Raw genomic sequence first — 14,486 nt, 5'->3', positions numbered from 1 at the left:
AGCGCTTGCATGGCATGCAAGAGGTCAGCGGTTCGATCCCGCTTAGCTCCACCAATATTCAGACCCTCGCTTTTAGCGGGGGTTTTTTTATGCTTCTCATTCCTGCTTCGATACCCTTTTTATCATCCCTGGTACCATTAAGGCATTGCTTAACTCTTGTTAAGCGGTCATTCATTATCATTGCGCTAACTTGATTCACCCGGTGAATAAACCTATTATTTCTGTCCAGCAATCCCGGCAGCAAGAGCACATTTAATTAACTCAAATGAAAATGAAAATATACAATCATGTGAAAGCGTTTTTACTTGCTTTAATAATGTGCATAGCGGTTGTCCCTTTTTCCCGTTTTATTTCTCCACGCGCGCTGGTGGATGCAAGTGAAATCTTCCTGGCATGGTTACCCTTCAGCGTATCGCTAGCGATGATACTGTTATTTGGCCGCCGGGCCGTCGTACCGCTGGTAGTGGGATTTGCACTGGTTTATGAGTGGCTGCTGGATTTAACTCTGTTGCAAACCGTCGTTTATCTTTTTTGTCTATTCTTTCCGCTTCTTCTGACATGCTCCGTTATACGCTGGCAGCTAGGCAAGCGCTGGCGACACGGCTTACCTAACCGAAACATGGGGGTGCGCACCGTCTGGCTGGCGTTTGTTGCCCCTGCCGCTATTAAGGCGGCGATGTATGTTGCAGGCAGCAGCCTGGCATTTCCTGCTCAGCTGGCGAGGTTTTTTGATACGGGTTCGGTAATTTACAGCATCATTGATATACAGAGCCTGATTTGCGCGGCGCTGATTTTTACAATGATGTTTTATTATCCGTTGCGCATGTTGCTTAATCCTCGCTATGGCCGAACGCTGTGGCGAAAAAGCATCAGGCCTTTTTTGTCGCGGCGAAGAAGAAATTTCACTTTAGGCTGGCTGCTGACATTAACTCTTTTTCTTATCATCATCTGCTCACCTTATCAGTCTGACTATATAGCCGGCTATCTGGTACCGGTTATCTTCATTTTATTTACCTTAGGGATCGGTAAGCTTAGCCCGCCATTAATTAGTCTGAGCTGGGCCGTTACGGCTCTGATGCTGCTCGCCAATAACCAAAACTTCTTGCAGGGCGTTTACACAGAATACTCGATGGCTTTTGTACTGTCGGTGCTGATCTCTTTTACCATCTGTATTCTCTATATGGCTGCTATCTACCGGCGTAGCGAGTGGCTTAAGCGGGCGTGGAAGGCACAGGCGTTAACCGATCCGCTCACCGGCCTGCCGAATTTGCGCGCCCTTGAACAGCAGTTGGAAAAGCATACGCACCGGGTGGTGTGCTGCCTGCATATCAGCAATCTGGAGTTTCTTAGTCGTCACTACGGCATGATGATGCGTGTGGAGTGCAAGCGCAGTATCACCCGGGAGCTACAGCCGTTGCTGATGAGACATGAGAAGGTATACCAGCTCCCGGGAAGCGAGCTGCTGCTGCTGCTCAACGGAGCCGAACCGACAGCGCGGTTGCAGCATATGGTGGATTACCTTAGCGGGCGGAAAATTTTCTGGCATCACACCGCCATGGATATCGAATTTGGTGCCTCATGGGGAATTATCGAAGGTGCCGGAGAGGGTTTTCACCAGACGCTGGGGCAGCTGAGCTGGCTTTCCGAGCAGGCCTGTGCAACCTCGCACGTGCTGGCCCTAACCCAGAGCCTTGAAACGGTGTGCGGCCATACCACCGATCGCGTGCTGCTGCTTAACCGCGTTAAGCGTGCGCTGGAAGAGGATGGCCTGTTGCTCTATGCTCAGCCGATCCAGAACGCCGATGGGGTGGGGTACCATGAGGTGCTGACCCGTCTCTCCGTTGAGGGCGAAATTCTTACCCCTGACCGCTTCCTGCCGGTTATCGCTCAGTTTAACCTGAGCATTCGCTTCGATATGCAGGTGCTGGAGACCCTGCTGCGCTGGCTGCGTGCGCATCCCGTTCCCGGTACCCAGGCTCGTTTCTCTGTTAACCTGATGCCGTTAACCCTGATGCAAAAGGAGTCTGCCACGCAGATAATGGCGCTGTTTAAAAACTATGGCGTTGCTCCCCAGTGCGTCATCATTGAGATCACCGAAGAGCAAGCCTTCTCTAATTCGGAAACCAGCATGCTCAACATACAGCGTCTGCAAAACTACGGCTTTAAAATTGCGATCGATGATTTTGGTACTGGCTACGCTAACTTCGAGCGCCTGAAGCGGCTGCATGCGGACATCGTCAAGATTGATGGCTGCTTCGTGAAGGATATTCTTACCGACTCGCTGGATGCGATGATCGTCAAATCGATCTGTTTTATGGCAAAAGCCAAATCCCTGACGGTGGTGGCGGAGTATGTAGAGACCGAGGAGCAACGCGATCTGCTGCTGTCGCTGGGGGTAGACTATCTACAGGGATATCTGTTGGGTAAGCCCGAGAAGCTGGCGGACTAAGCATAAAAAAACCGGGGCAGGCCCCGGTTTTGTTTGCGTGCGGCGTCTGCTTACAGCACGAGCGCAGCGATAGAGGCTGACAGCACGCTTACCAGCGTAGAGCCGTAGACCAGCTTCAGGCCGAAGCGTGATACCACGTTACCCTGCTCTTCGTTCAGACCTTTAATGGCGCCTGCGATAATGCCGATAGAGGAGAAGTTAGCAAAGGAGACGAGGAACACGGAGAGGATCCCTTCCGCACGCGGCGAAAGAGTACCGGCGATCTTCTGCAGGTCCATCATGGCAACAAACTCGTTAGAGACCAGTTTGGTCGCCATAATACTGCCTACCTGCAACGCTTCGCCTGCCGGCACGCCCATAACCCATGCAACCGGGTAGAAGATGTAGCCCAGGATGCCCTGGAAAGAGATACCCAGCACGGCGGCGAACAGGGCGTTCAGGCCAGAGATAAGGGCGATAAAGCCAATCAGCATAGCGGCAACAATAATCGCCACCTTAAAGCCTGCCAGGATATACTCACCCAGCATCTCAAAGAAGCTTTGGCCTTCGTGCAGATTGGCCATCTGCAGATTCTCTTCGCTCTCTTCCACGCGGTAGGGGTTGATCAGCGACAGGACGATAAAGGTGCTGAACATGTTAAGAACCAGCGCCGCAACGACGTACTTCGGATCCAGCATGGTCATGTAGGCGCCAACAATTGACATGGAGACGGTAGACATTGCCGTAGCCGCCATGGTGTACATGCGGTTGCGCGACATTTTACCGAGAATATCTTTATAGGCGATAAAGTTTTCTGACTGTCCCAGAATCAGCGAGCTTACCGCGTTAAAGGACTCCAGCTTGCCCATGCCGTTAATTTTGGACAGCACGGTACCGATAGCGCGGATGACGATTGGCAGCACGCGAATGTGCTGTAGGATACCGATCAACGCAGAGATAAAGACGATAGGGCACAGCACCTTCAGGAAGAAGAATGCCAGACCTTCGTCATTCATTTTGCCGAAGACGAAGTTTGTCCCTTCGTTAGCAAAGCCGAGCAGTTTTTCAAACATCTCGGAGAAGCCGCGCACGAAGCCCTGGCCGACGTCAGAGTTAAGGAAGAACCAGGCGAGCAGAACTTCAATGACCAAAAGTTGAACAACGAAACGAAGACGAATTTTCTTGCGATCGCTGCTAACCAGCAAGGCAAGCAGCGCCACAACGGCAAGCGCCAAAACAAAGTGAAGAACGCGGGACATATTTTTTGCTCCAAACATGAGGCAGGTTTAGTTTTCGTGCACATTCTATGAAACAAGAGTAAATAAAACGAGATCAAATACACACTATCGTAATGTCCTGTGACGAGACTCAAAAATAGTGATCAAAGATACAATTCTGTTATGTTAATAAAAGAAGTGTAAAACCCGTTTACGCTGCTAGACTGTTACAAATGGGTTAACCCCTCAACGCACCACCGCTCTTTTTCTGTCCTTCACACCGTTAATCGGTTTTATCTATCAAAGAAATCCACCCAAACGAACTTGATAATCATTCGCATTTTGCTAGCATGAAACATAGCAAAGGCTATATTAGAGGCAAAAATGAACGATAGCAGCGTTGAGAGCAGTAGCGGACGTACAGCGCGTAAGCTTCGGTTCGCATTAATGGGACCGGCCTTTGTGGCAGCGATCGGCTATATCGATCCCGGTAACTTTGCGACCAATATTCAGGCCGGGGCCAGCTTCGGCTATAAGCTGCTGTGGGTGGTGGTGTGGGCAAACCTGATGGCAATGCTGATCCAGGTGCTCTCCGCCAAGCTCGGGATAGCCACGGGCAAAAACCTTGCCGAGCATATCCGCGATCGCTATCCGCGCCCGGTAGTCTGGTTCTACTGGGTACAGGCAGAGATTATCGCCATGGCAACCGACCTGGCAGAATTTATCGGGGCGGCGATTGGCTTTAAGCTTATTCTTGGCGTCTCGCTGTTGCAGGGGGCGGTGCTGACCGGCGTCGCCACCTTCCTGATCCTGATGCTGCAGCGTCGCGGCGATAAACCGCTGGAGAAGGTCATCGGCGGGCTGCTGCTGTTTGTCGCGGCAGCGTACGTGGTTGAGCTGATCTTCTCCCAGCCTAAGCTGGTGGATCTGGGCAAAGGGATGCTGATCCCGAGCCTGCCGACCACCGAAGCGGTGTTTCTGGCGGCGGGCGTGCTGGGCGCGACCATTATGCCGCACGTCATCTATCTGCACTCCTCATTGACGCAGAACCTGCACGACGGATCGCGTAAAGAGCGCTATTCAGCGACCAAGTGGGATGTGGCTATTGCGATGACTATCGCCGGCTTCGTTAATCTGGCAATGATGGCCACCGCCGCTGCCGCGTTCCACTTTAGCGGCCATACGGGGGTTGCCGACCTGGATCAGGCCTATCTCACCCTTGAGCCGCTGTTAAGCCATGCGGCCGCGACCATCTTTGGCCTGAGCCTGGTGGCGGCAGGTCTGTCTTCTACCGTGGTGGGGACGCTGGCCGGGCAGGTCGTTATGCAGGGGTTTGTCCGCTTCAGCATTCCGCTGTGGCTGCGTCGTTCCATCACCATGCTGCCATCGTTTATTGTGATCCTGATGGGGCTGGATCCGACGCGTATTCTGGTGATGAGCCAGGTGCTGCTGAGCTTTGGTATCGCGCTGGCGCTGGTGCCGCTGCTGATCTTTACCAGCAACAGCAAGCTGATGGGTGAGCTGGTCAATACCCGGCTGGTAAAACGCCTTGGTTGGGTGATTGTAGGTCTGGTGGTAGGACTTAACCTGTGGTTGCTGATAGGGATGGCGCTGGGGCTGTAATGTGATGGTAACGCCGGGTGGCGGCTGCGCCTGACCCGGCCTACGAAATTATTTACGCTCTTATCAATGATGATGATGATGACCATGGCCATGACCGCGTCCCGGACCTCGACGGTCGCTGCGATCGTGCCAGCCTTCGCGGTAACCGCGCTCGTAAGCCTTACGATTGTCCCAGCCGCGATGGTTTCCGCGATCGTGTGGACGCCAGCGGTTATCACGCCACTGATAGTGACGGTTCCAGTAGTCCCGATCGCGCCAGCCTCGGCCATCCCAGTAGTGGCCCCGATCGTCCCGGTCGCCAATCTGTAATTTTATAGACGGTAGCAGAGTGATCTCACCGGCGTGGGCAACCAGCGGAGCTGCCGTAGCCATTAACAGTGCTGCCAGAATAAGTGACCTGAACATATTGAATTTCCTCCACGAGCGGGCCAGAAGGGCCTGTAAGCAAATATTACGAGACGTAAAGTCCCGTAGCATCGCCTTAACTCCTAATTCGTGGAGGGCAGCACTTTTTGTTAAAAAACAGTTATCCTGCGTCGTTCAGGATCGCATCGATGGTGGCGCACTCCTGGTCGGTAAAGTGGCGGTTAGCCAGCATACCGGCGGCATCGTCTAACTGGGCAATTTTACTCGCGCCAATCAGCACTGAGGTGACTCTGTCACCGCGCAGCACCCATGCCAGCGCCATCTGAGAGAGCTTCTGCCCGCGCGCCTGCGCCAGGGCATTAAGCTTGCGCACCTTCTCTAGCTTCTCATCAGTAAGCTGATCGGGGTTGAGGAAGCGACTACCGCTGGCGGCCCGGGAATCGGCCGGAATGCCGTTCAGGTAGCGGTCCGTGAGCTGTCCACCTGCCAGCGGCGAGAAGGCAATGCTGCCGACGCCTTTGTCCGCCAGCAGATCCAGTAGCCCGTCCTCTACCCAGCGCTCAAACATGGAATATTTAGGCTGATGGATCAGGCAGGGCGTGCCCAGATCGTCAAGGATGGCGATGGCCTCGCGGGCCAGATCCGCTGGGTAGTTAGACAGCCCCACGTAGAGCGCTTTCCCCTGACGCACGATATGATCCAGCGCGCGCATGGTCTCTTGCAGCGGGGTATGCGGATCGGGGCGGTGGTGATAGAAGATATCGACATATTCAAGCCCCATGCGGCGGAGGCTCTGATCGAGGCTGGCAATAAGGTATTTGCGTGAACCCCAGTCGCCGTAGGGACCGTCCCACATGGTATACCCGGCCTTGCTGGATATAATCAGCTCGTCGCGGTACGGCAAAAAGTCTTCCCGCAGGATGCGGCCAAAGTTGCTTTCAGCTGAGCCTGGGGGCGGACCGTAGTTATTGGCAAGGTCAAAGTGGGTGATGCCCAGATCGAAGGCGTGACGTAACAGCTGGCGGCTGGTCTCAACCAGCGTCGCGTCGCCAAAGTTGTGCCACAGCCCGAGCGATATTGCCGGTAGTCTGATGCCGCTCTCGCCGCAGCGACGATACTCCATTCCCTGATAGCGCTCAGGATTAGCCTGATAAACCATGCCCTTATCCTCTCTCGTTCGTCAAAAACAGCAACATTACAACCGACGGGCCAATAAAACCCGTACGGGGGTTAATCTTTGCGACGTGGCGCAATCATCAGCGGTTTACCTGCCAGCAGCAGCCACGCGGGGAGCATTACAATACAGAGCAGCGGCAGCAGGGTGGTATCGGGTACCACCGCCGCCGCCATAAACAGGCTCAGCCAGCCGTCGCGGGTCACCACCAGCACCAGACCGAGAATAGCGCACGATACGGTAATGGCTGCCGGGACGGCCTCGACGTGCTCATGCAGCATCAGCCCTAACGCCACGGCGACAAATACCGCCGGGAAGATACGTCCGCCGCGAAAGCCGCAGGCGGCGGCCACCACCAGGGCGGCAAGCTTTACCACGGCAAACAGCAGGTAGTCGCTGACGGTAAAGGTCTGGCTGAACGCCAGCTGCTGCATCTCGCTCAGCCCCTTAAACAGGGTGATATTGCCGCCAATGATGCCGAGAATGCCCAGCACAAAGCCGCCGATGCCGAGGATCAGCACCGGATGACCCAGCCGGTGCATCAGCTGGTGCAGGCGTGGCAGGCACCACACCGCCATCATTCCCAGCGCAATCGCGATAGCGGCGACTACCGCGCCGCTGAAGATATCCACCAGCTGCATCTGCCCATAGTGGGTAATCGGCAGCGAGAAGTGCGGGTGGAAAAAGAGACTGGTAGTCAGCGCGCCAGCGGCGGCGGACATCAGCGGGGCAAAGAGGCGATCCCACAGCGGGACGTCGCTATTGTTTCCCAGGGTTTGGGAGAAGATCAGTGCCGCAGCGACCGGCGTACCAAAGAGCGCGCCAATGGTGCCCGCAGAGGCCAGCACCGTCCAGTCAAGTGCCGTTACCCTGGGAAAAAGCCGCGCCCCCACGGCAACCGCCAGGGCAATATTAACCACCATAATAGGGTGCTCAGGCCCAAGGCTTACGCCTCCCGCCAGGCCAATAATCAGCGCGCAGAGCAGGCCGGGAAGGGTAGAGGTTGCCACCGGCGCACCAATCAGCGGCTCGGTTGCCGGATCTGGTCCGCCGTGGCCAGTGCTGTAGCGCAGCACCAGCCCGACGGCCACGCCGGTTAGGGTCAGCATCAGCAGCGTCCAGAAGGGTGAGCCGAGGGGAACTCCCAGCTTTGCAGGCAGACTGGACCAGAGAATAGATTGCAGCACGGAGGCGACTTTCATCACCATCACCAGCACGACACTCGACGCTATGCCGATAATCAGCGCAGGGAGCGATAGCAACAGCATAGTTCTGGCTCGCGGATGGAGCATGATGATTTCCTTCTGCTTTCACTTAGGTGCACTATTGTACGGTTCGCCTGGCGGTGTCGATACAAATGATGCGGAAAGAGTAAAGTTATTCTGTGATGAAGCTCTATAATCCCTCAGCACTCGTGCTATGGTCGTTGTTGTTACAGCGCCTTGAATTTACAGTGTGCCAAAGATTTATTCTGACTTTAGCGGAGCCGTAAAAGAATGACAAAGTATGCTTTAGTAGGAGACGTAGGCGGCACCAACGCGCGTTTAGCGCTATGTGATGTCGCCAGCGGCGAAATTTCCCAGGCTAAGACCTATTCCGGGCTGGACTATCCCAGCCTTGAAGCCGTGGTTCGCGTCTATCTTGCTGAACACAACGTCAGTGTTGAAGATGGCTCCATTGCCATCGCCTGCCCGATCACCGGCGACTGGGTCGCCATGACTAACCACACCTGGGCCTTCTCTATCGCCGAGATGAAGCAGAACCTTGGTTTTGCTCATCTGGAGATCATCAACGACTTCACCGCCGTGTCGATGGCCATCCCGATGCTGGACAGAGAGCATTTGACTCAGTTTGGCGGCGGGGAGCCGGTCGAAGGTAAACCGATTGCCGTCTACGGCGCGGGAACCGGCCTCGGCGTTGCGCACCTGGTGCATGTGGATAAGCGCTGGGTCAGCCTGCCGGGTGAGGGTGGTCACGTTGACTTCGCACCAAACAGCGAAGAGGAGGCCATCATTCTTGAGGAGCTGCGTGCCGAAGTGGGGCATGTGTCTGCCGAGCGCGTGCTTTCAGGCCCAGGACTGGTCAATCTCTACCGCGCGATTGTGAAATCCGACGGCCGCCTGCCGGAGAATCTGCAGCCGAAAGACGTGACCGAGCGTGCTCTGACGGACAGCTGCACCGACTGCCGCCGGGCGCTGTCGCTGTTCTGCGTGGTAATGGGGCGCTTTGGCGGTAATCTGGCGCTGACGCTAGGCACCTTCGGCGGGGTTTATATCGCGGGCGGTATTGTGCCGCGCTTCCTCGACTTCTTTAAGGCCTCCGGGTTCCGCGGTGGCTTTGAGGATAAAGGGCGCTTTAAAGCCTACGTGCAGGACATTCCGGTCTACCTGATCGTGCATGATAACCCGGGCCTGCTGGGCGCAGGGGCACACATGCGCCAGACCCTGGGCTACGTCCTTTGATCACAGGTGCATTAGCTGCCTGAACTCTTTGACCTTGCTGCGGCTGACGGGAACCTGAAAATCGAGATCCCGCAGCCGCAGAATATAGGTGTTGTTAAACCAGGGTTCAATCTCACGGATCTTGTTCAGATTGACGCAGTAGGAGCGATGGCAGCGGAAAAAGTGCGCTGCCGGCAGCTTGCTGCAAAATTCGGTAATGTTCATCGGCATCACATAGGACTCCCGCCGGGTGTAGACAAAGGTCATCTTCTCATGGGCTTCAGCGTAATAGATATCGTGAATGCTGGTTACGATGATACGCTCGTCTTTAATGAGATTGATGGTGTCGTTTTCACGGGTCGCCACTGTACTGCCGCCGGTGCCGGACTGCTGCTGCCAGGCCGCCTCCAGCTTTTGCAACATGGTGATGATGCGTGACTCCTGGTAGGGCTTCAGAATGTAATCAAACGCCTCCAGCTCAAACGCTTCTACTGCATGCTCTTTCCAGGCGGTAATGAACACAATAAAAGGCTTGTGCGCGAACTGGCTGATGTTCTGTGCCAGCAGCACGCCGTCCAGCGATGGAATATTGATATCAAGAAACAGGGCATCTACCTTGTTGTGCTGAAGGTACTTCAGCACGTCCAGGCCGTCATCAAAGGTCGCGACAATCTCCATCTGGCTGTGCGCTTTGATAAGCCAGCTCAGCTCCTGCTGGGCAAGAATTTCATCTTCAACGATGATAACTTTCAATCTGGCTCTCCTGTTTAACGCAGCAGGGTGGCCGGTCCGGGAACCGGGACGCGCTGATGCGGTACGTAAAAGGCAATCTCTGTGCCTGGCTCGAGGCGGCGAATATGCAGCCCTTCACCGTAAAGCAGCTTCACGCGATGATGCACGTTCAGCAGGCCGATTTTATTCCCGGGCATCTCATTAGCTTCAACGCGCTCAATCACTTTTGGATCGATGCCGTGGCCAGTGTCACGTACGGCAATACGCACCCGGTTGCCGCACTCCTCCACGCTAATCGTCACCACACCCTTGCCCTTACAGGGCTGGATGCCGTGGACGATGGCATTTTCTACCAGCGGCTGGATCAGGAGGCTAGGGATCACGCAGGTGACCTCTTCATCAATATCATAAATCACCGTCAGCTTGTCGCCGAAACGCGCCTGCTCAATGGCGATGTAATCTTTAATCTGGTACAGCTCTTTTTTAATGTCGATCTGCTCATCGTCATTAAGCTCGATGTTATAGCGCAGATAGCGCGACAGGTTGATGATCAGCTGCCGGGCGGTGTCTGGATTCATACGAATCGACGATGAGATGGCGTTCAGCGCGTTAAACAGGAAGTGGGGGTTAATCTTACTCTGTAGCGCCCGCAGCTCTGCTTTGTTAGCCATCTCTCGCAGCTGCTCGGCGCGGGAAACCTCCAGCTGGGTGGAAATAATCTGCGACAGGCCGACCGCCATCTCCTGGAGTGACGAGGTGATCTGGTGGGCGTGGCAGTAGTAGATCTTGAGCGTGCCGGTCACCACCCCTTTTTCCCACAGGGGGATCACCAGCATGGAGTGGATCTCCGGGGTTCGGTGCGCCTCATCATTATTCTTAATCACGATTTGGCCATTATCGATCGCCTGCCGGGTCGTCGGACTGATAATGTCATCGCTGTCGCGATAGTTATTCTCCCCAACGCCGACGTAGGCCAGAACGTGATCGATATTGGTGATAGCTACCGCATCAGCGTGAATATCGCGGCGGATAATATCGCACACCTGGCGCAGCGACTCGCTGTTGACGTGGCGGAACAACGGCAGCGTTTTATTCGCAATGTCGAGGGCCAGCTTCGCCTGACGTGCCGCACTAGCCTCCTTCTCACCTTCAACGCTCTGCACCAGCAGCACAATAAAGCCGATGCATACCGTACCCAGGATCATTGGCACGCCGATCTTGGAGACGATATCCAGCCCCAGCTCGGTAGTGGGTGCCCAGAGCACCACCAGAACCATTGTCAGAGTTTCACAGAGCATGCCCGCGATGATCCCCACACGCCAGCGCTGCGCTTTCGGGATTTTAATATTGATCCAGCCGGAGAGAACGCCTGCAATGATACTGGTAATAAAGCAGGGAATAGCGGTCACGCCGCCAATATCAATCAGGTAGCGGTGAATGCCGGCTATCATGCCGGTGAGGATGCCGACCCAGGGGCCGAACAGGATCCCTCCCGACATGACCGCAATAATTCGCACGTTGACCAGCGATCCCTCTACCGGAACGCCTGACCAGGTACTAAACAGCGCAAACAGCGAGAAGATAGCGGTAACGCCCAGCAGCTCTTTTGGCGAGTGGGCCGTTTTGTGCAGCAGCTCGCGGAACAGGCGGATACGGATAAGAAAGAAGAGGCAAATAAGCATCAACGCCGCGCGATCGAAAACCGCCAGCAGCATATTAAAAATTTCGTGCACGGGTCACTCTTGTGAATAACGTGAAAAAGTGATGATAAAAAAATTAGCGACAGAAGACCAGTTAACTTACCGGAGGAGAAACAGGGAAAAACCCTTAACATAAAAGGGGATTGGCGGGTGCAGGCGGCTGAAGGTGCAAAACGCCGTGTGCAGAGTAACCTTAGGGTAATTTCATTGATATCATGGTGTTAAATATTTCTATATATACTGTTTAAACCAACCTCAGCACTCACTGTCATCCAGCCACCGGTTCCGCTTTTCCTGCGTTAAACAATTTTTGCTTTTTTTCTCGACAGCGGGAAATTTTTCAGGCTATTTTCAATGCTATGTCACCACGACAGGTGACAACGTCGCTCGGACGGTCCGGGCGCTCACGTTATCCGAGGAATCTATGGCTGAATTCAGTCCTGAACGCCGCTTTTCGCGTATCGATCGTCTCCCCCCTTACGTTTTTAACATTACTGCCGAGCTGAAGATGGCTGCGCGTCGGCGCGGCGAAGACATTATTGACTTCAGTATGGGCAACCCTGACGGTGCGACCCCGCCGCACATCGTTGAAAAGCTCTGTACCGTGGCGCAGCGTCCGGATACTCACGGTTACTCAACGTCTCGCGGTATCCCACGTCTGCGGCGAGCTATCTCCCGCTGGTACCAGGAGCGCTACCAGGTTGAGATCGATCCAGAAAGCGAAGCCATCGTAACTATTGGTTCAAAAGAGGGGCTGGCGCACCTGATGCTGGCTACTTTGGATCATGGCGACACCGTGCTGGTACCTAATCCAAGCTACCCGATCCATATCTACGGTGCGGTCATCGCCGGGGCGCAGGTGCGTTCCGTACCGCTGGTAGAGGGCGTTGACTTCTTTAACGAGCTGGAGCGCGCCATTCGCGAAAGCTATCCGAAGCCCAAAATGATGATCCTCGGCTTCCCCTCGAACCCGACGGCGCAGTGTGTTGAGCTGGACTTTTTTGAAAAAGTGGTCGCGCTGGCGAAACGCTATGACGTGCTGGTGGTTCACGATCTCGCCTATGCCGATATCGTTTACGACGGCTGGAAAGCGCCGTCTATCATGCAGGTGCCCGGCGCACGAGATGTGGCGGTCGAGTTCTTTACCCTGTCCAAAAGCTACAACATGGCGGGCTGGCGAATTGGTTTTATGGTAGGCAACCCGGAGCTGGTTAACGCTCTGGCGCGGATCAAAAGCTACCACGACTACGGAACCTTTACGCCGTTACAGGTGGCGGCTATCGCTGCCCTTGAGGGCGATCAGCAGTGCGTGCGCGATATTGCTGACCAGTATAAGCGCCGCCGCGATGTGCTGGTCAAAGGCCTGCACGAGGCGGGCTGGATGGTAGAGATGCCAAAAGCCTCTATGTACGTATGGGCAAAAATTCCGGACGCCTACGCTGAGATGGGCTCGCTGGAGTTTGCCAAGAAGCTGCTTACCGACGCTAAAGTCTGCGTTTCACCAGGGGTAGGGTTTGGCGAGTATGGCGACACCCACGTACGCTTTGCCCTGATTGAGAATCGGGACCGTATCCGCCAGGCCGTGCGCGGGATCAAAGCGATGTTCCGCGCCGACGGCCTGCTTCCCGTTACGCCAAAAGCACCGACGGTAGAGAGCGAGTAGGGGCATACCGACACAATAGAAACAGGAGCCAAATGGCTCCTGTTTTTTTATGCGTGATAGCTGCTCAGATCATCAGGGCGAACGTGCCGGCCCAAACGATGACCATCACTGAAATGCCCATAAAAAAATATTTCACGTTTCATCACTCCGCATACGCCTGGGTACGCATTAATGAACATCAGGACTGATTATAGAGAGATGACGCTGAACCAAAGCCAAATTGAGAACTTTCTCGATTGGACGGGCAGCATCACCCCAGAATTTCGGGCGCACCTTACGCCAGACGGCGCTAATGTACGCTTAATTTTTACGGGGTGCAAGTGGGTTTTTCTTAAATACTTTTAATGACTTAGCTGTGTCGTTGAACGACGACACTTTTATTTCTTTGCGTAATCATTTGCCTTTCAGCGACGCGGTTAACGCTACGGCAGAGCGCTTTTTTACGCTTGATTCATAAGGAATATTTGGCGGAAAAGTGTGCGTTAGATCACTTTTCACGCCGCGTTGAGTAGCTTAAAAAGCCCGCCGGGAAAGGGCGGGCGAAAGCATTACTCCATCGCAGCTTTCGTCAGATCGTCCTGTACCTGCTGGCGCTGCGCCGGGGTCAGAACCTGGTTAAGATCGAAGTAATATTTTACCTTGTAGTAACGCGCCTGCTGTTCGGCATTGCTGAACGCGGTAAGCTGCGTTTTCACCGTGCTATCACTCCATTTGCCTGAACGGATCATATCGATGATCGCGCCATCTTTCGCACCAGAGACTTTGATCTGATCAATATTGGTTTTGAGCTGCTGGTGCAGCTGCTGAATTTTGGTTACCTGATCCTGGCTCAGTTTCAGATGCTGCACGATGGGGTCCTGAGACGGGGCTGGTGCCGTAGAGACATTTGCTGCAAAAGCCGCACCTGAAGAGAGTGCCAGCGCGGAAACCAGTAAAGCGGAACGCAAAATTTTGTTCATATTTTTTAATCCAACAAGCGAGATGAAAGCAGGCTGGCGAGTACATCCTGTCGCCGCTATCTGCTGTAATAAAGCGCCGGGGGAAACACGATAATTAATATCTCCCGACGTACAGCAGCATACGCATTTAAAGCCGGGCAGCAATGCAGATTTGTTTTACTAATGGTAAACGAATGAAAGCAA

Annotated in this window: 12 protein-coding genes; 4 read left to right on the top strand and 8 right to left on the bottom strand. The window is 54.4% G+C overall.

The window, feature by feature from the left end; all coding sequences use genetic code 11:
• Positions 1–265 precede the first annotated feature (265 nt).
• Positions 266–2,449 carry an EAL domain-containing protein gene (locus tag RTN40_RS20880; protein ID WP_312230011.1) on the top strand — a complete coding sequence of 728 codons (2,184 nt, stop codon included), beginning with the start codon at positions 266–268 and terminating at the stop codon, positions 2,447–2,449.
• Positions 2,450–2,499: 50 nt separating this feature from the next.
• Here the strand turns inward: RTN40_RS20880 and RTN40_RS20875 are convergent, their stop codons facing one another.
• Positions 2,500–3,687: a NupC/NupG family nucleoside CNT transporter gene (locus RTN40_RS20875; RefSeq protein ID WP_312230010.1), complete on the bottom strand. Its 1,188-nt coding sequence runs from the start codon at positions 3,685–3,687 to the stop codon at positions 2,500–2,502.
• Positions 3,688–4,029: 342 nt separating this feature from the next.
• Here RTN40_RS20875 and RTN40_RS20870 point away from each other — a divergent pair, with 342 nt between their 5' ends.
• A complete protein-coding gene (locus RTN40_RS20870; RefSeq protein ID WP_312230009.1) occupies positions 4,030–5,268 on the top strand; it encodes an Nramp family divalent metal transporter in 1,239 nt (412 codons plus the stop codon).
• A gap of 63 nt (positions 5,269–5,331) precedes the next feature.
• On the opposite strand, the gene RTN40_RS20865 is transcribed toward RTN40_RS20870, so the two are convergent.
• The 3 genes from RTN40_RS20865 to RTN40_RS20855 form a co-directional block, all read right to left on the bottom strand.
• Entirely contained in the window at positions 5,332–5,673 is a 342-nt protein-coding gene (locus RTN40_RS20865; RefSeq protein ID WP_312230008.1) for a DUF2502 domain-containing protein, read from the bottom strand.
• 121 nt (positions 5,674–5,794) lie between these two features.
• A complete protein-coding gene (mgrA, locus tag RTN40_RS20860; RefSeq protein WP_312230007.1) occupies positions 5,795–6,793 on the bottom strand; it encodes an L-glyceraldehyde 3-phosphate reductase in 999 nt (332 codons plus the stop codon).
• A gap of 71 nt (positions 6,794–6,864) precedes the next feature.
• Positions 6,865–8,100 (bottom strand): ion channel protein, encoded by a 1,236-nt coding sequence (locus RTN40_RS20855; RefSeq protein ID WP_312230006.1) that lies wholly within the window; start codon positions 8,098–8,100, stop codon positions 6,865–6,867.
• A 204-nt stretch (positions 8,101–8,304) separates the two neighbouring features.
• On the opposite strand from RTN40_RS20855, the gene glk reads away from it, so the two are divergent.
• Positions 8,305–9,270: a glucokinase gene (gene glk / locus RTN40_RS20850; RefSeq protein ID WP_312212419.1), complete on the top strand. Its 966-nt coding sequence runs from the start codon at positions 8,305–8,307 to the stop codon at positions 9,268–9,270.
• On the opposite strand, the gene RTN40_RS20845 is transcribed toward glk, so the two are convergent.
• Both RTN40_RS20845 and RTN40_RS20840 read right to left on the bottom strand, forming a co-directional pair.
• Positions 9,271–10,002 carry a LytTR family DNA-binding domain-containing protein gene (locus RTN40_RS20845; protein WP_312230005.1) on the bottom strand — a complete coding sequence of 244 codons (732 nt, stop codon included), beginning with the start codon at positions 10,000–10,002 and terminating at the stop codon, positions 9,271–9,273.
• Positions 10,003–10,016: 14 nt separating this feature from the next.
• Positions 10,017–11,714, bottom strand: a complete 1,698-nt coding sequence (locus tag RTN40_RS20840; RefSeq protein WP_312230004.1) for a sensor histidine kinase — start codon at positions 11,712–11,714, stop codon at positions 10,017–10,019.
• A gap of 391 nt (positions 11,715–12,105) precedes the next feature.
• On the opposite strand from RTN40_RS20840, the gene alaC reads away from it, so the two are divergent.
• Entirely contained in the window at positions 12,106–13,344 is a 1,239-nt protein-coding gene (gene alaC / locus RTN40_RS20835) for an alanine transaminase (protein WP_312230003.1), read from the top strand.
• 64 nt (positions 13,345–13,408) lie between these two features.
• Here the strand turns inward: alaC and ypdK are convergent, their stop codons facing one another.
• On the bottom strand, positions 13,409–13,480 hold the full coding sequence (gene ypdK, locus RTN40_RS20830; RefSeq protein ID WP_099458783.1) for a membrane protein YpdK: 72 nt from the start codon (positions 13,478–13,480) through the stop codon (positions 13,409–13,411).
• Positions 13,481–13,892: 412 nt separating this feature from the next.
• Positions 13,893–14,303, bottom strand: a complete 411-nt coding sequence (locus tag RTN40_RS20825) for a hypothetical protein (protein ID WP_312230002.1) — start codon at positions 14,301–14,303, stop codon at positions 13,893–13,895.
• Between the last annotated feature and the right edge of the window lie 183 nt (positions 14,304–14,486).

The organism is Pseudescherichia sp., assembly GCF_031987975.1.
Lineage (GTDB): Bacteria > Pseudomonadota > Gammaproteobacteria > Enterobacterales > Enterobacteriaceae > Pseudescherichia.
This window is presented reverse-complemented; position numbering and strand designations above follow the sequence as displayed.

Bases quoted from the DNA above. Each gene is read 5' to 3' on its own strand.
- RTN40_RS20875 (WP_312230010.1), bottom strand. From the start codon at position 3,687: ATGTCCCGCGTTCTTCACTTTGTTTTGGCGCTTGCCGTTGTGGCGCTG.
- mgrA (WP_312230007.1), bottom strand. From the start codon at position 6,793: ATGGTTTATCAGGCTAATCCTGAGCGCTATCAGGGAATGGAGTATCGT.
- RTN40_RS20880 (WP_312230011.1), top strand. From the start codon at position 266: ATGAAAATGAAAATATACAATCATGTGAAAGCGTTTTTACTTGCTTTA.
- RTN40_RS20825 (WP_312230002.1), bottom strand. From the start codon at position 14,303: ATGAACAAAATTTTGCGTTCCGCTTTACTGGTTTCCGCGCTGGCACTC.
- RTN40_RS20855 (WP_312230006.1), bottom strand. From the start codon at position 8,100: ATGCTCCATCCGCGAGCCAGAACTATGCTGTTGCTATCGCTCCCTGCG.
- RTN40_RS20870 (WP_312230009.1), top strand. From the start codon at position 4,030: ATGAACGATAGCAGCGTTGAGAGCAGTAGCGGACGTACAGCGCGTAAG.
- glk (WP_312212419.1), top strand. From the start codon at position 8,305: ATGACAAAGTATGCTTTAGTAGGAGACGTAGGCGGCACCAACGCGCGT.
- RTN40_RS20865 (WP_312230008.1), bottom strand. From the start codon at position 5,673: ATGTTCAGGTCACTTATTCTGGCAGCACTGTTAATGGCTACGGCAGCT.
- alaC (WP_312230003.1), top strand. From the start codon at position 12,106: ATGGCTGAATTCAGTCCTGAACGCCGCTTTTCGCGTATCGATCGTCTC.